We start from the raw sequence: 25,276 nt of genomic DNA, 5'->3' as shown, positions 1-25,276 counted from the left end.
CCTGAACCCACAGCGCCATCTCGCCGGCCTCGCAGATCGCCGTACCAAGCCGCGCATTTTGCGGCAGATTGGTGCGTTCGTCAACGGGCTCGCACGGAGCGATTTACCTCGCGCGCATCCGCCCCTGACCAGCGACGTATACACGCTCAGATCCGAACGTTGCGACGCTAGTCTCGGCTAATGAAGACGTACCTGCAGAGCCCGAACGCGCTCTCCAACGCGGAGATCGCAGAGGTCTACTCCCTGGCTGAGCAGCACAACGTAGGCATCTGCCTGTACGGCGGCACCCAGTCGCCGTCCAAAAGGGCTGCGGAGTGGTCAGCCTCCGGGAGCATCCTCGCGCTGCGCCGCTTCATGAAGGTGGTGGGGTTCAGCACCATCCCCAAGCCGTCGTATCCCGCGGTCCGGTGGACCGACAAGAACAGGTGGGAGTGACGACCGCTCATCTGCAGAAGCGGTTGCTGCATACGGTCGATGCTCGCTCCTCGGGACGCCGGACCCATGACGGCTTCCAAGCATTCGCTTACTGCGGTCCGGCTGCCTTCGAATCATCGGGGATCGCCCCGGCTGAAGGAAAGAGGTCGATCAGCCGGTGGCGTGCGGCACCTGTCGTCGGGACCATCCATACCTGCTCGTGCGGCCAGTGCCGGTGAAGCAGGTCGACGGTGGTGGCCGCGATCGGCGCCCGCAGTGGCCGGTCCGCCAGGTCAGCGAGAAGCTTGGCCTCTCGGGCTGCGTCTCGGGCGAGGACCAGCACCGCGCCGACCGGAACGATCGGATCGGTGCGCCGGTATCCGGCCAGTACCGCGCCGAGCCCCGCGGTCGACCGCTCGTGTTCGGCGATCACCTCTCCGACCGGTCCCGGATCCACGTGCACCAGGAACCGCAGACAGCGGCCGTCCTCCACCCACGCCCCGTACCCGTCGGCGCGCAGATGCGCCAGTCCCCGCTCCCGCAGCCACACCGACGTGTCCACCGTGGTCAACCACTGGAGCAGCCCCCACCGGCCCGGATCCTGCCGCGACACGGCCAGCAGCGGGAGGAACAGCAGGTAGTGCGCCGCACCCCAGCCCCGCTGCCCTAGACGTAACGGCACCCGCCGCCCCGCCGCGACAAGATCACGGTTCAACAGGTCGGTGCCCTCATCGGTGATCCGGTACCACCACGCGTGCGCCCGGTCCTCCGCCGCCCGCTCCCGGCCCACCAGACCTGCGGCGTGCAACCACGTCAGGTCCCGGTGCGCCGTCAACCGGGGCACGCCCGCCACGACCGCGATGTCGCTCGTGGCCGCCATGCCGTGCAACGCCAGGAACGACAGGATCCGCCACCGCCGCGGGGCCAGCTCACGGCTACCAGCCATCCGTCGATGATCCCCTGCCTGCCGACGCGCCACTATCCCGGCGACGCGGCAGTACGGTGGCGCCCCGAAGGAACTCCCGCACCCTCAAAACGGGGTTTGTCAGACGTTTTCAATGATCACTGTTCACCAATTCAGCCGAAGAGTCGATGACGGAAGCCGTAGAACCGGCATACCGCACTCCGTCAAGATCTGCCCATCGCCCTACATCGCAAGCCTGATAAAACCACCGCAGCCGGCCCAGTAGCCACCGTGAGCCGATGCGCGACCACCAGCATCCGTAACCCGGGCCGCCCGGCCATCCTCCACCGGTAGCCACCCGAGGGGCGTCCCAGATCATCCCGCCACGTCCCACCGACGCCGCTTCGGTCCATCGGCTCCCGAGCACCCACCGAGCCACCATCACCCACCGGCAGACACGAAAAAGGCCCCGACCCGGTGTGAACCACCAGGCCAGGGCCTTGATCGTTGGTGCGCCGCCAGGGACTCGAACCCCGAACCCGCGGATTAAGAGTCCGCGTCGAATCGATGCCTCGCGTGCCCGCGCGTCCCACCAGTCCACGCATCGGCAGGTCTCGGCTGATCCCACCGGCCGCACGTACCACACAATCCATACGACGCCGACCCTGTCCACGGCGACCGAGCACCCGCCGAGCACCCGGATGTACGACCATCCGGTTTCCGGGAATGTCAGCCATGAGCGGTCGATCAGCCGTTACGTGTACACGCCCATCGTCGGTGCCACCAACCCGAAGCGAGTAAGGTGACATCGCTCGCCAGCCCGCCACCATGATCAACGACGGAGTCGGTGGCCCGGGGGTGTGCACACCATCTGGAATGTCGGACGTCGCGACGAGACCGACCCCAAGCGCCAGTCAGTCGAGGAACCCAGTCACCGGACCCATACCGGCCAGAAGGCCGGCAGCACGACCGTAGCGGACCATCTCCTGGTCGAAGTTCGTGTGCTGGTCCCGCATGTGCGCGACGCCGGGGTCGTCCGGGAAGCCTCGGTAGGTGGCGAACATCGCTCCGGCGCGCTGCGCAGCCAACAACCCTGTCAGCGCCGACGCGCTCACGTCGATGACATTCGCGGACCAGGCCGCCTCGTCTCCGTGCATGCTCATGCTGTCCGACAACCCCCAAGCGCGGGCGTGCGCGGTCCCGGACAGCAGGTCGTAGAGGGCGGGCAGGTCAGCGAACGCTTCCGTCACCAGAGTGCTGACCTTCGTGCCCGTCGAGGTCTCCTCGCCGTCGCGGACCACCCGCACGCCCTTGAGGCGTGTACCTGGCCGGTCAGCGATCGTCTCGATGCGCGCATCCTCCAGCCGGTCGAGGAGTGCCTGGCGCCGCCGCTTGATGCCGTCGACGGGCGCGGCCATGTATGCGGCTGAGGGAACCTGCTGGGCGGCCCTGATCGCGAGGGTCGCGTCCTCGACCAGGAACGCGACGCCGCGACCCAGCCGGGTGGCGAACGGCTCGCCTTCGGCGAGCAGCCACCACAGCCATGACGCCGACTCGACGGCTCCGCGCGTCAAGGCTGCGTGCGCGTAGACGGGAGCGCCCTGCTCTCGCACGTGGGTCAGCAGTAGTCCAAGGGCGCGTACGTGATCGGCGACGTGCACTCCCATGCTCATCGCGGTGAGCACGCAGTCGCGCCAGATCTGCCGGCGGGCCTGGGCGCGGACCATCGTGTTGAGCGCCCGGTCGTCGCGGTTACACCACGCGTCCGGCGCTGGGGTGGCGTCATGCACGCGGGTCAGGGTCTGCTGCAACGTGTCGGCCTGCTGCTGACAGGCGCGGGCCGCGCTCAGCAGCAGCCGCATGGCAGGATCCGGCACCACTTCCTCCTCACCATCCGCCACCATGAAGGGGCGAACGAGGTCATCGTGCACCTGAGCACCGGTCTGGCGCCTGCGGTTTCTGCGCCGGGCTGATCGTGGCTTTCATCCTGAGGCGGCGAGGTAGGTAAGCAGGGTTCTGGACAGCGGGGCCGCGCATCCGGTGTCGGAGCAGGGCTGATCGCAACTCCATATCGAGAACGCGAATCATTGACGGTTCGTCGCTGCTATGCGCCGGTAGTGGCCTCACGCAGTCTGCGGAGGCGATCGAGGAGCTGAGGCGGCTTGGCCCCGGGAGCATGTCTCTGCCGCGCGAATCGTTCAAGCACGGCGACCTCGGCAGCGGGGTCGGCCAGTCGGGCGAATATGATGGCGGCCCTCTCGTAGAACCAGGGAGCCACCCCGTATCCGTTGATTCGTGAGTCGTTCTCTACCGCGTCGATGCATCGGACGGTCAGGAGCAGCGCCGCGTGGATGTCGTTCTTCTGCATCGTCATGATCTGGTCCACGAGGGTGTGCGGCTGCTGGCCGTCGACCAGGCCGCCCGTCGTGGGCGCGCACCACAGCGGTAGGGCAGTGCTGTCCGACCACGTACGGCCGTCTCCGCCGCTGACCTTCTCGGTCCAGCCCTGGCCGTCCCAGAATCGGTAGGTCCACCGCCCTGACGGGTCCAGGTACCAGCCAACGATGACCTGCGGTACACGTTGAGTGGGCACGTGCGCCGCAGCAGCCGGTGTCGGCACCGTACGAGGCCCGGTCCCTTCGGCGCCCACGGCGGCGGCTGTACTGCCGGTCTGCTGGGATGCCAGGGAAGGCGTGGCGGCGGTCCCAAGCATGTCGTCGAGGGTCAGATCGGAGCGGATAGGTATGGCGAGTATGCGTGCTCGCGCGACCTTCGTGTTGTCCTGGTCAGCGGCAGCGACAACGGCGGTAACGACGTTGCGGGTCAGGTTCAGCGCCAGGACGAAGCCAGCCTGGGTGAGGCGATCGCGGACGTCAGCGGCCACGGACGGGCTACACCAGACGCGTTGTCCCCTCTGCTTGGCGGCCTGGATGCGGTCCGTGGTCTCTATCTCGGGCGCGGTGAGGTCCGCGAAGTAGTCCGGTTCACCGAGAATTCGTGCGGCCGTGACGAGCTGCCGGTACTCGGTGCTGGTCAGGATGTCGTCGGCGAGTGCCACGTCCCGCAGTCCGTCGAGGTAGCGATGATGCAAAACGCGTACCTGCTGGGCGCCCATGCCGGACTGCCCGGCCAGTCGTGCCAGCGCCTTGGCTTCGACGCCGGTCAGTTTACCGTCGCTGAGTACGCTCCCGACGGCGGCGAGGTACGCTTCGGCCGAGGCGGGGTCGGCGTCGCCAGTGGAGTAGGGCAATTTTCCTAGCAACGACTGGATCCAACCGTCCGCGCCCTTGCGCAGGCCGGTGACCCGGGTACGTGGCCGGGCATGGCGCGGGTACCGCGGCAGCGGGACAGGAGCGGACGGGAACCGCAGGGCGGGCGCGTGGGCCAGGAGTCTGGGTAGAAGTTGGGCGGTTGCCCGGGTGTCACCGAGAGCGGTGTGGGCGTCATGCAGCTCGATGCCGTACACGGTGCAGCAGGACACGAGCTGGAAGTTCGGCGCGGCCAGGACCTGTCGGGCCAGCCGCAGAGTGCACACCGCCGGCAGGGGCGCGGTGCTGATGCCGACTCGAGCGAACTCCTGCGCGATGAACCCCTCCTCGAAGCGGGCGTTATGCGCCACCGCCACAGCGCCGTCGAGCCTGGACAGGATCTCCCCCGCCACGTCCGCGAACGTCGGCGCTCCGGACAGCATGTCTGCGGTGATGTGGTGGACGAAAGTCGGACCTGGGTCGCGGCCCGGGTCGACGAGGGTGGCCCACTCGTCGACCACCCGACCTCCTTCGATGCGGACCAGGGCGATCTCCACGATCCGGTCGGACGTCGATGACAGCCCGGTCGTCTCCACGTCCACCACCACGAACGGGACCTCACCCAGGTCGACACCGTCCCTTCCGCCCGCTGACCCGTAGGCGAACAGTCCGACCGACGACATGTGTACCTCTCTATCTCAGCAATTCGGCTTGATCCTGGCTAGAGCGGCTGGCGCTCCAGCGACGGATGCTCACGGGTCACCAGAACGGCCGCGTGCACGAGTGATCCGTTGGACCAACCGGGTTAGCGGGCACCCGTCATCCAAGGCCTCGGCATGTCATGTGGTCGCAACTGGTTGCTCCTGCGCCTGGTTGAGGCTCTGCCGGTACTCCAGGGCCTCCGGGACCTCCTCGTACTGCAGCAGGCTGCCGGTCAACGCCAGCAGGTGTTCCTTGGCCTCCTCCGGCGTGGCGTAGAAGAACTCCCGACGGTGGTTGACCAGGTTGACTCGCCGGTCGGCCAGCCGTGCGTGCATCTGCGCCTCAATGCCGACGGCATCCTCCGAAAAGAACAGGGCGTGGACGTCAAAGTTGAAGGGCACCGAGGCGTCACTGAGTTCGCGGACCCGGTCCAGCGGGTCCAAGCGACGGGTCATGCCGACCTTGACCATCTTCTCACCGAACGCACCGAGGTTGGAAATTACGTACACGTAGCCAGCGCGGACGTTGGCGGCCCGCCGGTCGACGTCCTGGATCGCGGTGTCGATCTGCGCCAACCGGTCCTGCATCTGGGCGGCACCGTCGGCATCGCCCTTGGACTGCAAGGCGGCCAAGGCGTTGGCATAGTGCTGGCGTTCCTTGTCGAGCCGAGCGCGTTCGCGTTCGATTTCCTGCTGGGCGCGTCGCTCGTCGCGCAGCCGGGCCTTCTCCTCCCGATCCCGTTCCTTCTCCTCGGCCAGCTTCTCCTGGTAGTCGGCCGTGAGTTCCAACTCCTTGACCCGTAGCCGGTGGTAATCCTCGGCGATCCGAATGTCCATCGTTTTGCCGAGCTTGGCGATGGTCGCCGCCACCTTTCCCAGCCGGTCGACGGCCGAGTCAAGCTTGTACGGCCTCAACCCTCGTACCAGGTTGTCCGCCTCGGCGTTGTAGGCGCGGAGCATGAGATTCGAGAAGTCCCGGACCATGACCCGGCCCTCGGCGGCCGAGCCGTTGACCGTCCATCCGGTGGCGGCCTTGACCGCTCCCCCGTCCTTCCTGGTCATGGCCTTGATCTGGTCCTGAAGCCGGCTGAGCTGGCTCTGGTAGGCAACCGCGTCCGACAGGGGATGCCGGTACTGATAGACACCGGCTTCCTGCAGCAGGGCGGCCTCCTCGGTGACCACGATCTGCTGCCGGAGTCCGCGCAGGTACCGGTCGAGCTCGGCCTTCTGGGCTTCGCCCTTCGCTGTCAGGTCGGCGACCTCACGGCTGAGTCGGACCCGGTGCTGCTCCAACTCCATCGCGGACAGCACGCCGAGCCGTGACATCTCCGCCCGCAGGCCCGTCAGCTCGACGAGTGCCTGGTCCAGCTCGCTCCGGAGCTGGGCATTCTCCACAGCCAGTTCACGCGCCTTGCCCCGGGCACCGAACAGAGGAATGTCCGGACTCCCGTTGCGCTGCTGTGGGCCGACTGCGGGATCACCAGCAGCCTGCGCGGCGGCCGTGACGGGCGCCGCCGGGGCCGGAGCCAGCAAATCCGGAATCCACAATTGCCATCCCGGCGGAGGAGGGCCCCAGGCGGGATCCGGCGTCCAGCCCGAAGGCGGCACCCATCCAGCAGGCGGCGCCGGCCAGTTCGGTGGTGCGTTGAAACGGTAACCCATTGTCCCCCCAGGCATCACCACTGCCCGACGAAAGTAGCGCCGTGGCCCTCGGACGGACATCGACGACTCAGATCGGCAGGTCAGCCATCCAGACGGCCATAGATAGCCGAGCGGGGACTTCAGTCTGGTTACTGACAAAAGTGAGCGTTGCTGTGAAATGAGGGTCACTTGACCGTGCCGGTATGCCTACCGCATCCGGGGTTTTCGAAGTCGTGAATCTTCATCCTGGGCCGGCACCGGTGTCATGTCGTACCGATGCGGAAGAGTGCATGGAGGTGATGCGGTCGTCGGACGAGGATGGCCTGCACGATCGCGGTCGCGTGGCGGGGACAGCAGCGCAGCTTGGTCTGGACTCTCCTACACTTGAGCGTGGCGATGGCGCTCTCGCCGCGGGGCGCGGATACGGACGTGTGCAGTTGACGGCCTTCTGCCCGCAGGACAGCTTCGGCCGGTACCGGTGACGCTTGAACGGGGTGCGCACGCTCCCGCCGGCTCCTTGGTAGCCCCTTGTCCGCGAACATCATCACGTCGGCGCTGCTCAGAGCGTCGATGATGCCGTTGAAGGCGGGCGGCGCTCAGGTCGTCGGTGGCGCCGGGCAGCGCCGGCGAGGCTCAGGCCAGGCGACCTGCTGCGTCCGCGATGACCTGCACGTTCACGCCGTGCCGCTTGTGTTTGCCGGAGTAGTAGGGCTTCTGGTCGGCGACCCGGTCGATCGGGATCAGCGTGCCATCGCGATCGCGTATGCCAGCTTGCGGATGCGGCCCATCGCAGTAGCCAGATCGTCGGCGGCTGCGGCGAACAGGTCGACAGCTTCGCGGACGTAGCGCCAGGCGGTGGCGACGCCGATGCCGAACCCGGCTGCGAGGCGGGTGTAGGTGTCGCCGTTGCGCAGGTGAGCGAGGGTGAGCAGAGCCTGTCGGCCGGGGTCCAGGCGCCGCCACCGGGATCGACGCTGCTGGCGGTGGTTACGGACAAGGTCGGCGAGGTGGTTCAGGGTTCGGCTGGACAGCGGGATCGTGGCGGGGTAATACAGCACGGCCAGGCTCCCGATCGGGGCATCGGATCTTGGTCGACTGCTGTCCTACCTAGAGCCTCGCCCTCATCGATCTCCGGGGTCCTCGCACGCGCCGTGACCAGCATGATCACGATGAAAAGGGCTCACTGCTGCCGGTGGCGTGATTTCAACCTATTTGCGCTCTAGCTCCCGCAGCATCGCGGGCAGCGCCGGGAGAACGTGTTCATACAGCGTCTCCTGCTCACAGCAGTCGCCTGTCTTGGAGATTGCGGTAGCCAGCTCGCGTAGTGCGAGGGGCCCGTTCAGGGAAAGCGCGGCGGCGATTTGTCGCGCCATGGCCAATTGCCGATCGTCTTGGATCCGTTTCGTTCCGGCGCGCCACAGGTTGACGCACATGCCAACGGGAGTTATTTCCCTGCCGAGCTCCCTCTCAAGGTTTGCGATCATTCGTATTCCGTACGCGTCCAGGTCTAGCCACGCTGCCATGGGGAGCTTCAGATCCGCCAGGAACCTCATCAGCCTCTTGCTGGGGTTTCCCTGATTCCAGACGCACAGCCACCGGTTGGTAACGCCGTCCAATAGGCACACCTTCTCAAACGCCTCGGTATTCTCGACTAAGAGAATGCCACGGGCTGTGCAGTCAACATATCCGAGTGTTCTTACGCCCTGGGCTGGCACAGCTATCCACGGGCGGGCGGCAGCAGCGTCGGCTACAGTTCCGTCGATCACCCACGCGAGCGGGCCACTCAACCTGATCGGTATGTCGGCCTCGTCGACCGCTTGGTCAAACGGCCGGTGCACCAGATTGGCGAACGCAAGGCGGCGTTGGTCGGTCCATCCTTTCGTATCGCCGAACGCCTGTCCGGCGAGCTGCTTGGCCGCCAGACGTCGACCTTCCCGGTCAGCTGTCCACCAGACGCAGGCGGCCCTCATCGCTAGTTCATACACTGGCCACGAGGTCGTACCGGCTAAGGTTCCGCCGGGCAGGCGCGGAATCGGACCATCCGGAGTCGCCTGCAGCAGTGCCCTTTCCGAGGCCAGTTCCGGGACGCGTGCCATTAGTTCGAGCAGTTCAAGTTTGATGCGCCGGTTGGCGGCCGTCCGGGCATCTAGGCGGAGCTGTCTCTGTAGCAACGGCTCGCCGGTCAGTGCCACGACGATATCGGACAGCCCTTGCTGGGCTGGGCCGGCGCGGAGTAGCTGGTCGAGGCTCGCCAAGTCGACCCGGATGCTTCGTCCGACGTGGCGAGTCAGCCGCCGGCCGAGAACGGCGCCCAGCTCCGATGCCGTGGGGAGGTCGATCACCTGGATGGTAATCGCTCCGCGCGGCTCCGCGCCGGTTCGTTCCAGCTGCCGACGCACCCGCTGCCACAACATGCTCAGCTCGGGTCGATCAAGGGCGCGTCGAACCGGTTCCGGCAGTGATGCGATCATGAGCTGCGCCGGAGCTCGATGCCATCCCAGGTGGTGTGTACGAACGCGATACCGGGAGCGCCCTTCGGCCGGAAGATGTCATAGACCTGCATGCGGTCGATTTTGGGCGAGAACGCCGACCCGCCTGGCCAGGTAATGATCCAGTCCATGTCGAGGTCGGCAAGCAACTCCAGCAGTCGGGTAGTGGTGGGGTCGTCGAGGCGTTCGAACGCCTCGTCGAGGAGGACCAGCCGCAGCGGATTGGTGCCCGGGACGGTGAGCGCGTCGTAGAAGGCCGCTGCGGCAGCGAAGAGGGTGACGTACGAGATTAGTCGGGTCTCGCCTGATGAGAGCCGGCGCAGCAGCCGATTGCGCGACTGACCATCTGGCCCGATGTCGCGTACGCGGACGGTGAACGCGTACCAGGTGCGGTAGTCCAGGGCCTGAGTAAGAACCTGGCTGTAGCGGGCGTCGCGGAGATCGCGTTCGGCCTCAATGCGCTCCTGAAGGGCTCGGCGCAGCTGGGCGTCCTGTTCCGGGCTTCGGGTGGCGAATGACTTCCGGACCAATGCGAGCGCCTCACGGGTGGCGTCATCCAGCGCGGGTGAGGGGTCCCAGCTGAGTTGGACGTGGACGCCCTGGCTGGACCGGGCGTCGGCCAGGATTGCGTTCATGCGACCGCACAGGTCGTCGGCGGCGTCGATCTGCCGACGCAGGTGCTCGGCGAGGTCGCGCAGCAGGTACTCCTCGAGAATCTCCCGGTAGCGGGTGTCGAGCTGTTCCTTGTGCTCGGCAAGACGGTGGGCGGTCCGGCCCGCGGCAGCGGCGATGGGACGGGCACCTTCACCGTCGCTGACCAGCACGGTGAATACGTCATCCTCGTTCCGCACGGTGGCGTCGTGGCCGTCTGGGAGATGCTCGCGGAAGGTCTGAAGCGCGTTAATCAGATCTGCCTGCTGCAAATCCGAGTGCCAGCCAGCGGCGGTCTGCAGGGCGCTTTGCCGATCGACGGGCGGCTGCTCGTCTCCATCGCTTGCAGCCGCCCAGACGCCGAGTGCCCCGGCGGCGGCGGCGAACCGTCGCTCCGACTGCGCTAGCTCGTCCCGTTTCTGTTGTTCGTTCGGCTCATCAGCCTTCTGGGCGGCCTCCAACTCGATCACCGCCTTAACGGCCTTGTCCCGCTCTGCGCGCAGCCGGGGAAGGGCCGTGCGCGTGCGCTCCAGCCTCTGACGCAGCTGTGACAGTCGCCTGTCGTACTCCTCTCCGTCGATACCGAGGCTGTCGAGGTAAAGCGCCATCGCCTTGGCGGCCTGGGCGTAATCGCCGTGGGAGGTGGCTGCCTGATCCTCCGCCTCCTCCCGATCTGCGAGGGTCGCGGTGTAGGTCTGCATGGGGGCCGCGGCGTCGTGGATTGCCGGAAGGTAGAGGTCGTTTAGGTTCGCGGATAGCGCGCCTGCTGCCTCGATCGCGCTGGTGATCTGGGTCAGGCGCTGCCCGAGCGCCGCAGCTGCGTCCGGCAGGTTCACCTCGGCTGCCTGGCGACTCAACTCGCTGTGCTTAGCCTGCCATAGCCCCTGGGCCTGAGCGTGCACCTGAATTTTGGCTTGAGCCTGCAGCTCCGCCGCCTCGCGGTGCTCCGCAACTGCTATTGCCGTCGCGTGCGCGGCTACGACCGGGGCGGTGTCCGGAAAGTTTTCGACATGCTTCTCCCAAGTGGCAAGGTGAACCTCGGCGTCTCGGCTGCGCTGCTGCTGGTTGGTCAAGCGACCGTCGAGGTCCTTCAAAAGTGCGAGCAGTTCCGTGATCCTGCGCTGGCGGTACGCCTGCCGGGTGCTGGCCCCGATGTGCTCGGCGATGTCCTTGGTCCACGCGCCGGCAAGGCTGCCCGCCCGCCAACGACCGGTCAGCGATACGGCAAGGCCGCCATCGCCAGCTTCGGCCGGGTTATCGGCGATGCGGACCCCTACCAGCAGACGCGCCACGGCGTCGGCTGCCACGGAGCAGCCGTCATCGGGTGCGGGTACGAGCATAGAGGCCAGAGTCGGCGAGGGTCCGGCGTTGGGCGGTGCCGTCTCAGTGACCGCCAAGACGTCGTGGAGGTCTGGGTCGGCGATGGTCCCATCGGCGGCGACCCAGGCGTCAAGAAGGCCGCTGGCCTGCAGCGCCGCTTCCAACCCGGCCCGCTGCTGCTCAGTTACATGCGGGTGGAAGTCGACCAGTTGGTAGAAGGCCGCACCTGGCCGTTCCTTCCTGTCAGCCGAGGCGTACCGGAAGGGGGGTGGCGGAGCATGGACGCCAAGGCGGCGGGCATGCAATTCATCGGCGACGCGTTCTCGCTCCTCAGCCATGGTTCTGAGATCCAACCCGGCTGCGCGAGCGGCATCGCGCGCGTGCGCGACGGCCGGGGCAGCCCACGCCCGATGAGCGGTGCGGCTTTCGGCAGCGCCGCCTGGGTCGTCAACGAGATCGTCCTTGCCCGGTAGCGAAGGCTGCTCGCCGAGATCCACAGCGCTGGCTGGGGCGACTTCCGCCCACCTGCGTGCCGCGTCAAGCCAGTCCTGGGCGGTCGCTGTGGCATTCTCCACCGCGATGCGGTGGTCGGTGGCGGTCTGGTCGGCAGCCGCGGCTGCCTCCTCCGCGTGCGCCTTGAGTTTAGTAATCTGCTGATGGTCCTGCTCTAGTTGCGAGGCGGTGCGCTGCAGCGTGGCAGCAAGAGTATGTCGTTCATTGGCGGCGTGTATCGCGCGTTGGGTTTCGGCGGCTACCTGCTGCACGGTGGTAGTCAGCGCGTCGAAGTCGACAGGGGGCGGGGCCACTCGCTCGACGGCTCCCGGGGCAGCCTCGGGGCCGACATTGATCTGGACGTAGCCGGTGCTGCGTGTCAGCTCGGCGGCTGGTGGCGCGGGTGGTGCCGGCAGCAGCCGCGGATCCAGCCCTGCCCGGCCGAACCGCTCGCAAGCGTCCTTCGCGGCCTGTACGGTCCCTTCCGCGGCCCGCTTAGCTGACAGGAGCACGGACAGCACAGCGCGGGCGGCGGTGTTCTCGGCGTTGCGGCAGTTTGTCGCGTTACGGAGGGCGGATTCTGCCACTTGTTTTAGCGCATCGACGAGTTGGCGCCTGACGTTGAGGTCTCGGTACTCCTGGGTGCCATCCAACTCCCGGACCTGCGCGTTTAGCTCCCGCTCTAGACGCTCGTGCGCCGCACCGTCCAGCGCTGCCTTGTCCCTTACCCGGCATTGCTGGCTCACCTCTCGTACACGCGCCTCGACTACCCGCAGGTAGCCGGTGAGCGCGCCCTGCGCTTGGACAACGGCGTTGGCACGGTCACGGAGGGCCCCGGCCGCGTAGGCGGCGTAGACCCTGAGGAACTCCGACAGCGCCCTATCGGCCTCGCGCAACCGCCCGATGTTCTCCCTGATCGCTTCGAGGTCCTGGAACTGGTTCGCCAGCCGCTTGACTACGTCGGGATCCAGTGGTGGCAGCGCGCGTCCGAGGTACTCCTCTAGCTGTCCCTCCACGGCCTTGACACCGACATCGGGATTGCGGAGCGTCCGTTGCAAGTGAAGCAAGTCGTCGTAGCGGTGTAGGTCGCCGATGCCATAGACAACCGTGGCAATCCGTTGCTGCATGGCCTTCGGGTCCTCGTCGAACACGGCGTCAGCACCGATGCGCTCCTTGAGTCCCTTTTGGTCCAGGGGGGTCTTGTCGGTTCCAGCCAGATTGAAGTCAATGCCGACCCGAGCACCAGTCACGAACCTCCACGAGCTGGCCACACCCTGGGTGGTCTTCGATGCCTTCACCCCGATACCAGCGGTCAGGAACTCCGCACCACCATCGGGTACTTCACGGCGTAGCTCAATCCAGGCGTAACCGATGCGATTGGGTCCCTCAGCGTAGTCGTCCAGCATCAGCCGCCGGATGCTCACTGTGTCATACCCTTTGGCTCCGAGATGGTGCAGATCGCCATCGAGGCACAACGGCAGCAGCAGCTCCAGGGTCCGGGACTTGCCCGACCCGTTGGTGCCCTGAAGGATTACCCGGCCGCCCGCCAGGTCGAGCGTGCGCTCGCCATACTCCCAGATGTTGACGATCCCGCCGCGGTACAGCCGCCAGCGCGACCCGTCCGCCTGAGCCCCCGGACCGACGATCACCAGGGCACCTCCCCCTCGCCGAAAAGGGTCAGCTCATCCACGTTGTCTGAAGCCGCCGGCTCGGCAGCGTTGCTCTTTTCCTCGACCTTGGGCAGCCAGCGGTGAGCGGCCGGTACGAGAACCACGACGTCGTCGGAGACGCGTCGGGCGATGCCCACTTGCAGGACCAGGCCGGTCACCTTCGAGGCCAGCGCGTCAAGGTTGGCCAACTCGCTCTTTGCCCAGCCCGATGGGTGTCGTTTGACCAGGTCGGCACAGACCGGCCGGATCTGACTGACGCTGACGGCGTGACAGCCGTCGACCTCGCGTGGTTTCGACATGGCCAGCAGCGGCTCCAACGCCAGCAGGGCCATCCGAGCCACTGTCGAGCCGCCGGGAAAGGACAGATCAGTCAGATACTCGTCGGGATCGGTCGCCACCATGCCCTCGGCTCGCGCCTCGACCTGGAGGCCGAAGTAGCGATCCAGCCAGTAGGACTCCTGCCGATGGTGATAACGCAGGTAGTCGGCCTCCTCGATGGGCAGATCAGCGTACAGCACGACCGGATCCTCTGCGAGCCGACGACGAGCCAGCACGCCAACGACGCGGCCGACAGCGGGAGGTTGGTGCCCGGCCCGGTCGGTGGAGTCGACGTCAGAAGTGCGCACCGGCCGCCCCATCAGTCCCAGCAGCTCTGCATCGACTGTTATAAGCGCCTCCTCGGGACCGCCGGATGCCACCGCCGCCACGCTCCCTTCGGTCTCCTCCAGCACGCCCAGTGTGACCAGGTGACGTAGGGCGGCCGCCAACGCCCGGAGTTCGACCGGGTCGTCGCTCACCGCGATGCCGGCCTCGGCCGCAGCTCCGCGTACGTTGGCCACCAGTTGGGACAGCAGGACCTGGCGGCCCACCTCCACCAGCGCCGCGAGCGTCAGGGCCAGGTACGCATAGCTGCGCGGGGTGAACCCGGACACACCGCGTCCGCCACCGTCATCGCGCTGCTTGAAGAGGCGGGCGAAACGGCGCTCCACCCGCAGTGGGTAGCCGAGGTAGGCCGCGAACAGCCGGCGCAGCACAGCCCGATGCCGGTACAGCAGGGGTAGCAGCTCCGCCTCCGGCCCGTCGGCGTGCAGTAGAGGCTGCCGCAGCAGCGCACGCGCGCACCTGCGGACCTGGGCAGCCTCGATATGCGGCAAGTCACCGAGCAGATCCATGTGGCGGCCCCGCTCATCCATGCGGTGACTCCGCTGCCGACGCCCCTTCGCAGACCTCGACATGGACAGCCACGTCGTGCAGCGTCAAAGTGCCGTGCGCGGCCCGGATGTGACACCGGACACCGGCCAGCGGTCCCACGCGTACGCGTAGCTGTGAAGGCGTGTGCAGGAATTCGCCAGCGCCATCGACACGCTCTCGGTGACTCATCGCGCGGCGCAATAGATCGTAAAGCACGTCCAGCGCACCGGCCGACAGGGTAACCTCTTCCAGCCGAGCCGCCGCGGCTCGCAGCTCCGCGTACGCCGCCTCACGCCTTCGGGCCTGCTCCTGGGCTTCGACCAGCGCCAGTTGCTCACCGAGAGGATTCTCTACGATCTTGGCCGTGCGGCCTCGCGCGGCTCGATCGCCCCGACTCGACATAGACACCGGGACCGGCGTCCTCATCCCGTCGCGCCACGGCGTCGTGGGCAGCGTATCGTCCACGTCCGGCGCTAGGAGCCAGTGTCGCGCACCCCACACACCAAATGATTCAGCGTATAGGCCGTGCGCCTCCTCTACTGTGGATTCGTCGAACCGGCGGGCGAGCCGAATCAGTTCCGTACGCCGCCCCGGCGCGATGTCTCCTCCGCCGGTTGCTCGCTTGACATTGGCCAGCAGTGACCCAATCGCCTTCGCCGTGGCCTCGCGGAGAGCTCCGACCTGACTGACCTGCCCTGGTCGCTCGACGAACCAGTCCGTTAGGCCACGCCAGTCGCTCATCGAACGGCCCCGGGCGCGCTCGACCGACTCTCCCAACTCGGCGGTCGGCGCAAGGAGCCGCAGCACCTCCGGCAGCGCCGTTTCGAGCGTGCCTATGGTCTCCGCGATCGGTGTCGTGTGCCGCATGACATCGTCGACAACGAGCTGGATGTACTCGACCAGCAGCCCACGGAACCCGGCGATTTCCTCCGGATTCAGATCATGCCGAGCCACGACCTGTCCCACATGGGCATAGAAGTCACGCACCGTGGCGGCCAGCTCAGCGTGCTGAAGGAACAGGGTGGTCACCTGCTCGGACAACCGCTCCCGCAACTTCGCCACCGCCGACGAACCCGAGCCGTGTAGCCGCTCAGCCACCAATGCTGCGGATATGGTGCCCGCCGCATCGTCCAGGCCACGCCGGATCGCGGGCAGCAGCTCTCTCGAAACCTCCCGAGCACCCTCCGGAATCGCCAATAGTGCCTCGGCCTCGCGATGTATCCGCAGCGCAAGTTTGTCCACCTGATAACGGAGGCTTCCGTGCGCGAACTCGGCAATCGACTTAGCGTTCGTTTCGCGCCGGCCGGGAACGAGATTTCCCCACTTCCTCAGCTGGGTAAGGCGGTCCACCACGCGGTCTACTGACGATTCCCCTGGCTCGATGCGACCGTCACGCTCGGCAGCGAACAACGCGTTTGACACATCAGTCGCCGATAAATCCGCGAGCAAGGTCGAGGAGAACACCCGCATGATGGCGAAATAGGTACGTGGGAATTCCCTGGAAGTCAGGTACGAGTATCGACGCAGACGACTCTCTGCATCGGAAGGGTCTCCAGCGACGTCGCCCTCTGCGTCCTCCACGTGTCGTACCGTAGCGAGCGACGAGGCCATCCCGGTACCCCCATTGATGTGGACCTTCCAGGAATCAGCAGGCGAAGTCGCGTGGACGAGCGACCTTGCGCTGCCGCTCGTTTGGAGACGCGACGCTCAGGGAATGCGGCTCAATGCCTGGCTGGGCACACCTCCCATACGCCAAAGAGGCTGTCCGGCGCCCACCGCCAGCGCTCCGCGCCGCCCTCCCGCACCGCAGCCTGCCCGACCCCTTCGATGCCAACCGTCCTCACCACCGGACCGCCACCGCTGCCGCCAGCCGTGCACCGCAGTCTGCAACACCCGCAACCGCCACGCAATCTCCGGCACCGACACACCCTCGGCGAACCACCCCGCGGCCTGCCGCCGCACCCCCCTCCGGCTCCGCCCGCGCCGCGCGGACGGACCACTACCATCGACACACCTCATCACGCCGGATCTACCCCAACTCCACACGATCACGCCACCAGCCATCCACAACGGACGAAGCTGGCCTTGCAATAAGTTTGGTTGAGCCGCACAGTCGAGGTGACGCCGGTCAACCGGAGATGTCGTTCCGGCGACGCACCACCTTCGCCATCGCCACCACTCTCGGTCGACCCTGCACCGAGAAGCCCAGTCCGTGCCGGAAGATCTCCGGAATCCAGTACTGGTCGCCTTCCCGAAACACGACACCATTCGTGTCCAGCAGCCGCGCCTCCTCGCTGCTGAGGCCGACCGATTCCAGCCGGAACGGCACCTTCTTTTGGTCCACGTCAAGGTCCCGTAGCCGGTCCAGCAGCTTCTTCACCGGTGGATTCTCCAGCCGAATCGCGTCGATCTTTTGCTCGCTGCACTTGGGGAGGGCGTTGCGCATGGCGGTGGGGGCGAGGATCCGATCCGACCAGCGCGGGTCGGCTCCCACCGACTCCTCCGCGGCCTTGGCGAGAAAGGCGACGATGTCCCGGGCCTGGATCTGTCCGCGGAAGTCGGAGAGCGCGGCGAAGAACCACACCTCAGACCGGGCCTCCTTGGACTTGGCACTGCCCATCTTCTCGCCCCAGATGGCCGACATCAGATGGGAGAGCCGGGACTCGGTAGCGGTACGGACGTCCTCGCCGGAGACCTCCGGGAGGCTCCTGCCCCGGTGGCACACCCACGCTGCCAGCCGCAGCGCCTCCTCGGTGTTCCAGCGCAGGGCGTACTTCTCATACCGCTTCTCGAACTGGCCGGGATTCTGTCGGATGGCGGCCAACGCCAGATCCCGCCGGACAAACGCCACTAAGCCGAGCGGTCGACCGCGCAAGGTGCGAAGCCACTCCGGGCAACCGACCAGAAGTGCCTGGAGGGCGTCCTGCTCCCGGCTCTTGTCGGCGAACGACGGGAACAGGTCCTCAAGGCCGTCGAGTACGAAGACCGCGGAGTGGTCACGGGCGAACGCCGTGAGGATCTCCTCGGCGGTAGCGGGGTCGGCGTCCAGACCGATTGAACGGGCGAAACATGCCAGCCACACCCGACGCCAACCGACCTGGGTCAGTTCCTGGGCCTTAGCCTCGTCGATCATGTCCCGAATCGCCCCACGGTTCACCGGCTGCCGGCCACTGAGGCTGCGCGCCGCCGCCGACCGTCGCTCATCGATCATTGTCGCCGGGGCGGGCAGCAGGTTCGTGGAGGCCAGAACCGGCACGGTCGGCACGGTCAGCGAGGCGTTGGGCACCCCGGCGGCCTGTACGAAGGACGCCCAGTCGGGGCGCTGGCACAACTGCATGAACGTGAAGGTCTTGCCAGCCCCCTTGCCGCCGATGACGATCTCCACCGGCAGTTCCGTCCGATGGGCTTCGGCGAGATTGCGGAGAGCGTCCGTGGTGAGGAACTCCGATTCGGCGGACCCTTCCGCATAGATCATGGCGTCGGCGACGCTGGCGAGGTGGTTCCTCACCTCTTCCACCGAGGCCAGCTCGACCTCGACCCGGGCGTGAGCATTCGTAGCAACGACGGGCAGCGCCTCGACCAAGGTGGTAACCACATCGGCGAGACGCAGGCGGGCGATGAGCTCCACCACGTCGTCCCAGGAGGCAGGGAGGTTGAGTAGACCAGGTTCGAAGCGGCTTGTCATTAGCGGGATCGCCGCGTCCGCCGCAGGCAGGTCGTCGTGTAGATCGCCAGCCCGGCCGGACACTTCGAGTGCGCCGTCCCTCAGCTCGGCCACCACGTCCGCCAGCCGATCACCGTGGTCCACCGCATGGAACTGCGTGAGGAGCAGAGCACAGTCCGGGTCGCCAGGCTGTTGACTGGGGGCACGACGGCTGAGCTCACGGAGGATCTGGCGGGTGCCTCGGACCGACTGGTCGCTGATGGTGGTGACGAAGACCCGGAGCACTCGGGGATCAAGCAGCAGGGGTGCGCTCAGCTCGCTCGATCCTGCCCGCAGATCGACAAGTACGGTGTCCGCGCCGACCGCGTGCCCCAGCTTGGCCAGGGCTTCGGTTAGCACGTAGGGGTCGCGGTCCGTGGTGAGTAGATCAACCGGCTCGATACGAGGTGGGGCAACCCGCAGGTGGTCGCGACGGGCGGGCATGACCACCACGCCATCCAGCTCCTGATTGGCCAGGAACTTCCGACCCAAGCTGATGGCTTCGACGTACGTCGCATCGGTTGCCCCGTGTACCAGAGCGAGGAAATCCTCATAGGCGAAGTCGATGCGCGTCGAGTCGGCCACCATCCAGGTGATCCCCGGTGCTTCGAGATCGGCGTCGACCAGCAGTACCTTCCGGCCGAGTTCGGCGAGACGTCGAGCCGTGGCGACGCAGTGGAGGGTGCGGCCGACCCCGCCCTTGAACGAGTGAAAGGCGACGATGGGCACGTCGTGCGGCAGGGCTGGACGTGGTGCGGGTAAGGCACCGGCCAGGTCGGAGACCACCCGACGGTCGTTCCAACGCGGTCGACGCTCCGCCGGGGGCACCTCACCAGCGGCCTCGATCTCGATGGCGAGCGGTCGCTGTGGGCCGTCCGGGCCAGTGTCGTCGAGCAGCAGCACGCCACGGTCGGGCTCGACGGTCAACGGCCCGAGTGCGTCTCGCAGCCAGGTCCAGACCTCGTCCGTCGACACCGTCGAGTCGACGACGAAGCGGGCACTGTCCCAGTATGCGTCGACCTCGTGCAGCCAGTGGGGCCAGCCGCCGTCACGCGCAAGATCGGCAAAGTACTGGTTGACGTCCAACCAGGTGAAGAGGTGATCGGGGTGGGCGGGTAGGGGGGCGTCAGACCGATCGATCACCGCCCGATCCTTTCTGCGCAGAGTTGTCCGAGCGTGGTCAAGCCTGCCACAGTCCGCCTCTCGTCCTCAGAATCAAGCTCCGCGCCGTACCGCCACGCCTCGTGTAGTTCCTTCGTCGCTACCGGTGGATGGCTGAATCCCCCCTTTGCGGGGCGTCGGCAGCTCATCAGGTTCCGATAGGCGGAGGCGCTCAGCTTGAGGGTTTTCGCCAACTGCCGCAGATCATGCGTGATGAGTTCCTGTTGCTGGGCGGTGGAACTCACCTTCCTCTCCTTGAGTGCCAGAACCTTCAACCCGCACTCGACGGAGTAGAAGCGTAGTAGGTGACTCACCGGCGGAGGGCTCGTTTCGGCAGCGTCGCGGAGTCGAACGTAGCTGTTGGTCAGCTCGCGGAGAGAGACAGTCAGCGGCACCGACGGATCCTATCGATGACTTCCGGTACTGGAAAGCGATCTATTGTCAGGTATCTGCGTGGCGGTTACTGCTGTACCGGGAGGTTGTGTCCCAGGATTGCGGACATCGAGTGGCCTTAGCGCTGGGTCAGCCAGCGAGTCGACCGGCTGGCCCAGCGCTACTGAGAACCGTCCGACAAGTGTGGATTACGCCGGCCTTGTCGCGCCGCGGCGGCTCGGGACGACGGCGGCGGTTGCTTCGGCGGCGGCGTGGGAGAGCTCGGGTAGGACTCGCCGTAGAACTTGGCGGTGAAGTGGGGGCTGGAGTGGCGGAGCCGGTTGGAGATGACTTTCATCTGGACGCCGGCGGCGAGGCCCATGGTGGCGGCGCCGTGGCGGAGGTCGTGGAGTCGGATGGGTGGTAGACCGGCTTGTGCGGCGAGGTGGTGGAAGTGGTCGGTGACGTCGGCGGGGTGGAGTCGGCCGCCGTTGGGTGTCGTGAATACCAGTCCCGTCTTGGTCCAGGTGGTGCCGGCGGCGAGGCGTTCGCGGTGTTGCCGCGTGCGGTGGGCGCGCAGGACGGCGACGGTTTCGGTGTCGAGGGCGACGGCGGCTTCGCTGTCGGTGGTTTTGGGTGTGTCGATGGCGGTGGCCCAGCCGTGTTGGACGAGTTGCCAGCGGACGGTGAGGGTGTGGGCGTCGAGGTCGAGGTCGTCCCAGTGCAGGCCGCAGGCTTCGCCGCGGCGTAGGCCGGTGAAGGTGATGAGGTGGTAGAGGGCGTACAGGCGGTCGCCGGCGTCGTGGGTGTGGTCGAGGAATCGGCCGGTGTGTTCGGGGGCCCAGATCATGACGGGGCTGGGGGTTTTGCCGGTGTCGCGCCACGTTTTGATGCGTTGGTCGGTCCAGATGGTGGGCTTGGGTGGTCGGGCGGTGGGTAGTTCGATCATGAGGGCGGGGTTGGTGTCGATGTAGCGGTGGCGGCGCATCGCGTCGTTGAGGGCCTTGCGCAGGGTGGCGTGGATGACGTGCAGGGTCCGGTTGCCCACGATCCGCTGGTTCTTGACCTGGTCGCGTTTCGCTTGGTCGCGGCTGGCGCGCAGGGCGGCGATGGTGGTGTTGCGTTCGGCGATGGCGTCGTACATGGCGTCGATGTGGCCGGGGCGAAGCCGGTCGATGCGTAGGTGCCCGAGGTGCGGGATCAGGTACAGCCGGATGTGCCCTTCGTAGGAGCGCAGGGTGCCGGCCTTGATGTTCTTGCGCCCGGCGAGCCAGTCGGTCAGGTACGCCCGCAACGTGGGCAGTTCGGTGGGGGTGATGTCCAGGTGCAGCGCCCGCCGAATCTGATCCGGGATGGGAACGGGCGCGCCGGTTTTGACGGCGGTTTCGATGAGGTCACCGGTCTTGACGGTGGCGTGCGGGTCGGTGGGGTCCGGGATGGCAAGCGCGGCCCGGATTCGGTCCAGGACGGCGTCGGCGTCGCCCTGGGTGGCGTACGGGCCGTGGCGCAGCGGGCGACGGGTGCCGTCGACGCGGGCGGGGATCTCGATCTGCCAGTGCCAGTGGCCGTGGGTGCGGGACCAGCCGCCGCCGGGCCGGCGCAGCTGAGGACAGGAGCGTCCCAGTCGCCGGCCCGTGACGCTGTCGCGGCAGCCGCAGCGTTTGAAGGTGGATCCCTTCACTCATCGTCTCCTGGATGCTTCGTCTGGTGCCGCCAGCGGTGCCGGGTGGAATCCGCTGGCGGCGGGGTCATCGCATCCACGCTCACCTTCGCGTCGGCTTCAAGTCCGCCGCCGCCGGCTGCGGCGGGGTCGGGTTGGAGGAGGTGGAGCAGGGCGGCGACCGGGACGATGATGCGGCTTCCGGCCCGGATCAGCGGTACAGGGAACTGGTCGGTGGCGGCGAGCCGGTAGGCCTGGGATCGGCTGATCCCGAGCACCGACGCGGTGGTGGCGAGGGTGGTGGTGACGCCGAGGGCACGGATGCGCTCGATCGTCCACACCTGCCCGACGCTGGGCGCGGTGGTGTTGTTGGTCGTGGTGCGGGTTGTCTGGTCAGCGGGGTTCGTTGGGCTGTTCATGATCTGGCTTCTCCTGGTTATGAGATGGATGGCTGTGAGGTAGGAGCGGGGTAGCCCTGTCGGGGTCGACCGGCGGCGCAGGGGTGGTTGCTGCGCCACCATCGCGCCACTTCGGTGACAGAGGCGGTGACGTCGGGTCGGTCGGCATGACCGGGCTCACGATCAGTTCGGGTGGTGCCGACGATTCGACCTTGAGGGTCTTGAGGAGTTCGGATATTCGGGTGTTGGACACGGTGTGACCGGCCGCGCGGAGGGCTTCGGCGAGCGCTGCCCGGGTCAGTGCCTGGCCGTCTGCGGAGAGCCGGTCCCGGACCTTTCGCGCCGCTGGCAGCAGCTCGGCCACCGCGCGGGACGGCTGCGGGGACGGTCCCCGGTCCGCTCGCCGCCGCCGTTCCCGTCCGCCTCCAAGACGAGCATCCGATGAGCGGACGGTCCGGTTGCTGGGCCGCTCCCCCGCCGTGACGACGGACCGCACGGTCTCGTCCGGTCCGCTGCCCGGACGGGTCCATCCGGCCTCATCCGGTCGGCAGTCCCCAACCGCCACGGCAGGGGCGAGCGTGGCGGTGCTGGTCCGGCCGAGGGCGATCTTGACCATGACGAGGAAACCGAGCGCGGGTAGGGCGGCGGTGATCCACCCGATGACCGAGGGTTCGGCCTCGACGACCTGCGCCGCCAGGGACAGGGTGACCGCACACGCCAGCACAGTCGCGGGGAACACCGTTGAGGTGTGAGCGCGTTTTCGGCGGCGCAGTTCCAGGCCGGAGGCGATCGACATCAACTCCAGGACGATCGCGTCGGCCCAAGCCAACCAGCCGGGTTGGCCGTGCGCAGCAGCGACGTTGTGCACGTGGGTGAAGCTGGCCGCTCCGGCTGCCCCGCCAATGGCCAGCATGATGACGACCTGGACGACGCCCTCGACGCGGCTACCCCGAGCTCCCGCGGTCGGATCAGTGGCCGGTGCCGTCGTGGCCCATCACCTCCCCGACCCAGACCGGAACAACGACCCGTCCGCCTGTCACAAGAGCCCGGACCGGATGCCGGGCCGACCTGGCGCCGGACAACCATCGGGACGGGGACCGCACACCGCCCGCGGACCGCCCGCCGCAAACGCGGGACCGGGATCCGGTCCCACGGCTGTGAGAGCGGACGTTCGGCGCTCTCACAGATCTGTCAGCACCGGCCGTGCCGCTCAGAACAGATCCGTGACAGACGCCGGCCGTTGCTGTCCGATCCGCAGCAGAGGTACTGTCCGCCGCCATCGTGTCGTCGCCAATCACGCGGCCTCACCCGCCCGGCCGGAGACGTCAACGACGTAACCGGCCAGATCAGCCAGCCGCAGCCGCTGCCCTTCCCCGCCGGCCACGGCCCACACCGCCTCCGCTGGGCCCAGGCCGGCCGTCGCGGCGTGGTCGCGGGCACCGGTAGCCACCGCCACCGACAGCGGCCCGTCGGCCAACACGCGGCGCAGGTTGCGCTCCCGGGCGGCCGAGTGCAGCCAGAACAACACCGGCCACGCCCGCTCGAGCGTCGCGAACAGCTCCTGATAGCCGTCCACCTTGCCGGCCAGAATCGACAACTGCTCTGCGCCGGTGTCGTACTCGACGAAGAACGGCACCTCGACACCGTTGTCGACCCACCGGCCGTAGCCGTCCGGGCGCACCCGCGGCTGATACGCCCGCACCAGCCCCGGATCCTGCCGGCTGGTGAACGTACCGGCGCGCTGGCACACCGCCTCCGGCAACCACTCCACCAAGCCGGTGCCCGGACGGGTGCGGGCGTGCCCGGCCAGGTCGGTGAAGAACCCGTTCACCCCGAGGCGGTGCGTGAGGCTGCGGGTCGAGGTCCAACGTCGCCGCTCCACCCGGGCGTGGTCGCGCCGGGGTGGGCGTTCGTCCCAGCTGGCCGCGACAACCTCAGCGCCGAGCTGATCTATCACGTAGTGGTACGGGTACGAGCCGCCGTCGGCCCGCTGTGGCCGAAACCGGGCCACCAACCGCAGCCGGTACAGGGTCCGCAGCCGCCGCTGGCAGAAATCGAGAGACGGGAACAGGGCGGTCGCGAGCTGGAACGACGTCAACACGCCGTGGTCGTACAACCAGCCCAGCAGCACACGGTCACGGCCGGTCAGCTGGGACTGGACCCGAAGGACCGGATCATCCACCGGCTACCACCTCCTTTTCCGGTACCGAATGCCAGCCCCAGGGGGAGAGACCCGAGACCAGGCAGGGTCTGTCGCAGGACAAGCCGATGGCGCTGACAGCCAGGCTGGCCTGCGGTGTGAGAAGAAACAGGGGGTCGGTTCGGGGGTCCGGCTGAAGACTGACGTCAACGCTGACGCCAAGCCCGACCCTCAAACGGGGATCAAGCCGGAACTCGTCACTGCCAGTGCCTACGGCAGTAGGTGAAGGTGTCGGCGAGAGCACGGAAACTCCTTGGTTGAGGGTGTGGAATGTGGTGCTGATGGCGTGGTCGGGTCACCACAGCGCCGTTGGAGCGAGAAGGGCCGGTGAGATGCATCCCGGCGCCGGCCCGGCGGTGGTCGCCACCCCAGCGGCGCACGCCTGGCGGGAGCCGTAGCGAAACGATTGGACTTGGGGTAAGCGCGCAGAGGTGGTTGGTGGCGGGGTGAGGGCTAGCCTCTTGGGTCATGTCCGCTCCTGCGCCGCATCCGTTGCTGTTCCTTGACGTGGACGGCACCCTCATCCCGTTCGGAACACCCGCGGCGGCTCAGTCGGGCATGCCGCATGGCCACACCCAGGCACCGGTCCTACCGGCCGACGCCCATCCCCTGCTGGGCAGGGTCGATCCGGAACACGGCCGCCGGCTGGAGTCCCTACCGTGTGACCTGGTGTGGGCGACGACCTGGATGAACGACGCGAACGACGTGCTCGCGCCCCTGCTCGGGCTACCGACCCTGCCGGTTGTGGACTGGCCCGACTCTGACGAGGTTGGCGTCCTGCACTGGAAGACCCGTGGGCTGGTCGAATGGGCGCACGGACGCCCCTTCGTCTGGGTGGACGACGAGATCTCTGACGCCGATCAGCAGTGGGTATCGACTCATCACCACGCCCCGGCCCTGCTGCATCGGGTCGACCCACGTCACGGGCTGACGGAGCACGACTTCACAGTCATCGAGAGCTGGCTCATGCAGGCGCGGTAGAGCGAGCCCCGAGCCGTCGCGGGCGCCGCTCTTGACGGCTGCCTGCCAGTCAGGACCGCCGCTGGTGAGATCCCGCACCA

At 67.3% G+C, this 25,276-nt stretch carries 15 protein-coding genes, 1 tRNA gene and 2 pseudogenes; 2 read left to right on the top strand and 16 right to left on the bottom strand.

Features of this window, described 5'->3' with window-relative positions:
• Positions 1–180: 180 nt before the first annotated feature.
• Positions 181–435: a hypothetical protein gene (locus tag V6U86_RS03525; RefSeq protein WP_334498311.1), complete on the top strand. Its 255-nt coding sequence runs from the start codon at positions 181–183 to the stop codon at positions 433–435.
• An 88-nt stretch (positions 436–523) separates the two neighbouring features.
• Here the strand turns inward: V6U86_RS03525 and V6U86_RS03520 are convergent, their stop codons facing one another.
• The 16 genes and pseudogenes from V6U86_RS03520 to V6U86_RS03445 form a co-directional block, all read right to left on the bottom strand.
• Entirely contained in the window at positions 524–1,360 is an 837-nt protein-coding gene (locus V6U86_RS03520) for a hypothetical protein (protein ID WP_334498307.1), read from the bottom strand.
• 466 nt (positions 1,361–1,826) lie between these two features.
• Positions 1,827–1,921 (bottom strand) — tRNA-OTHER (locus tag V6U86_RS03515).
• 311 nt (positions 1,922–2,232) lie between these two features.
• On the bottom strand, positions 2,233–3,195 hold the full coding sequence (locus tag V6U86_RS03510; protein WP_334498305.1) for a hypothetical protein: 963 nt from the start codon (positions 3,193–3,195) through the stop codon (positions 2,233–2,235).
• 227 nt (positions 3,196–3,422) lie between these two features.
• Positions 3,423–5,249: an exonuclease domain-containing protein gene (locus tag V6U86_RS03505; RefSeq protein WP_334498303.1), complete on the bottom strand. Its 1,827-nt coding sequence runs from the start codon at positions 5,247–5,249 to the stop codon at positions 3,423–3,425.
• Positions 5,250–5,405: 156 nt separating this feature from the next.
• Positions 5,406–6,815, bottom strand: coding sequence for a DUF4041 domain-containing protein (locus V6U86_RS03500; RefSeq protein WP_334498301.1), 1,410 nt, complete (start codon positions 6,813–6,815; stop codon positions 5,406–5,408).
• A gap of 356 nt (positions 6,816–7,171) precedes the next feature.
• Positions 7,172–7,966, bottom strand: a pseudogene (locus V6U86_RS03495) (transposase family protein).
• A gap of 150 nt (positions 7,967–8,116) precedes the next feature.
• Complete coding sequence (locus tag V6U86_RS03490; protein ID WP_334498621.1) at positions 8,117–9,322, bottom strand: Wadjet anti-phage system protein JetD domain-containing protein; 1,206 nt, start codon at positions 9,320–9,322, stop codon at positions 8,117–8,119.
• Between the two features lie 53 nt (positions 9,323–9,375).
• Positions 9,376–13,509: a TIGR02680 family protein gene (locus V6U86_RS03485; RefSeq protein ID WP_334498299.1), complete on the bottom strand. Its 4,134-nt coding sequence runs from the start codon at positions 13,507–13,509 to the stop codon at positions 9,376–9,378.
• Positions 13,506–14,723, bottom strand: a complete 1,218-nt coding sequence (locus tag V6U86_RS03480; RefSeq protein WP_334498296.1) for a TIGR02678 family protein — start codon at positions 14,721–14,723, stop codon at positions 13,506–13,508. Before V6U86_RS03480 ends, V6U86_RS03485 begins: the two co-directional genes overlap by 4 nt.
• Complete coding sequence (locus tag V6U86_RS03475; RefSeq protein WP_334498293.1) at positions 14,716–16,302, bottom strand: DUF2397 domain-containing protein; 1,587 nt, start codon at positions 16,300–16,302, stop codon at positions 14,716–14,718. The genes V6U86_RS03480 and V6U86_RS03475 overlap by 8 nt, the downstream gene beginning before the upstream one ends.
• 547 nt (positions 16,303–16,849) lie before the next feature.
• A complete protein-coding gene (locus V6U86_RS03470) occupies positions 16,850–19,567 on the bottom strand; it encodes a ParA family protein (protein WP_334498290.1) in 2,718 nt (905 codons plus the stop codon).
• Positions 19,564–19,980, bottom strand: a complete 417-nt coding sequence (locus V6U86_RS03465; RefSeq protein WP_334498287.1) for a hypothetical protein — start codon at positions 19,978–19,980, stop codon at positions 19,564–19,566. Before V6U86_RS03465 ends, V6U86_RS03470 begins: the two co-directional genes overlap by 4 nt.
• 186 nt (positions 19,981–20,166) lie before the next feature.
• Positions 20,167–21,638, bottom strand: a pseudogene (locus V6U86_RS03460) (tyrosine-type recombinase/integrase).
• On the bottom strand, positions 21,635–22,036 hold the full coding sequence (locus tag V6U86_RS03455; RefSeq protein ID WP_334498284.1) for a helix-turn-helix transcriptional regulator: 402 nt from the start codon (positions 22,034–22,036) through the stop codon (positions 21,635–21,637). The pseudogene V6U86_RS03460 and the gene V6U86_RS03455 overlap by 4 nt, the downstream one beginning before the upstream one ends.
• Positions 22,011–22,931, bottom strand: coding sequence for a DUF2637 domain-containing protein (locus tag V6U86_RS03450; protein WP_334498620.1), 921 nt, complete (start codon positions 22,929–22,931; stop codon positions 22,011–22,013). Before V6U86_RS03450 ends, V6U86_RS03455 begins: the two co-directional genes overlap by 26 nt.
• A gap of 378 nt (positions 22,932–23,309) precedes the next feature.
• Positions 23,310–24,197 (bottom strand): replication-relaxation family protein, encoded by an 888-nt coding sequence (locus V6U86_RS03445; protein WP_334498282.1) that lies wholly within the window; start codon positions 24,195–24,197, stop codon positions 23,310–23,312.
• Between the two features lie 486 nt (positions 24,198–24,683).
• On the opposite strand from V6U86_RS03445, the gene V6U86_RS03440 reads away from it, so the two are divergent.
• Positions 24,684–25,196 carry an HAD domain-containing protein gene (locus V6U86_RS03440; RefSeq protein ID WP_334498280.1) on the top strand — a complete coding sequence of 171 codons (513 nt, stop codon included), beginning with the start codon at positions 24,684–24,686 and terminating at the stop codon, positions 25,194–25,196.
• Positions 25,197–25,276: the final 80 nt, after the last annotated feature.

Origin of the sequence: Micromonospora sp. CPCC 205558, assembly GCF_036902955.1 — a bacterium.
Classification (GTDB): Bacteria; Actinomycetota; Actinomycetes; order Mycobacteriales; family Micromonosporaceae; genus Micromonospora.
The sequence above is the reverse complement of the archived record's forward strand: the minus strand, read 5'-3'. Positions and strand labels throughout refer to the sequence as shown.

Bases quoted from the DNA above. Each gene is read 5' to 3' on its own strand.
- V6U86_RS03525 (WP_334498311.1), top strand. From the start codon at position 181: ATGAAGACGTACCTGCAGAGCCCGAACGCGCTCTCCAACGCGGAGATC.
- V6U86_RS03520 (WP_334498307.1), bottom strand. From the start codon at position 1,360: ATGGCTGGTAGCCGTGAGCTGGCCCCGCGGCGGTGGCGGATCCTGTCG.
- V6U86_RS03505 (WP_334498303.1), bottom strand. From the start codon at position 5,249: ATGTCGTCGGTCGGACTGTTCGCCTACGGGTCAGCGGGCGGAAGGGAC.
- V6U86_RS03490 (WP_334498621.1), bottom strand. From the start codon at position 9,322: ATGTTGTGGCAGCGGGTGCGTCGGCAGCTGGAACGAACCGGCGCGGAG.
- V6U86_RS03480 (WP_334498296.1), bottom strand. From the start codon at position 14,723: ATGGATGAGCGGGGCCGCCACATGGATCTGCTCGGTGACTTGCCGCAT.
- V6U86_RS03455 (WP_334498284.1), bottom strand. From the start codon at position 22,036: ATGAACAGCCCAACGAACCCCGCTGACCAGACAACCCGCACCACGACC.
- V6U86_RS03440 (WP_334498280.1), top strand. From the start codon at position 24,684: ATGTCCGCTCCTGCGCCGCATCCGTTGCTGTTCCTTGACGTGGACGGC.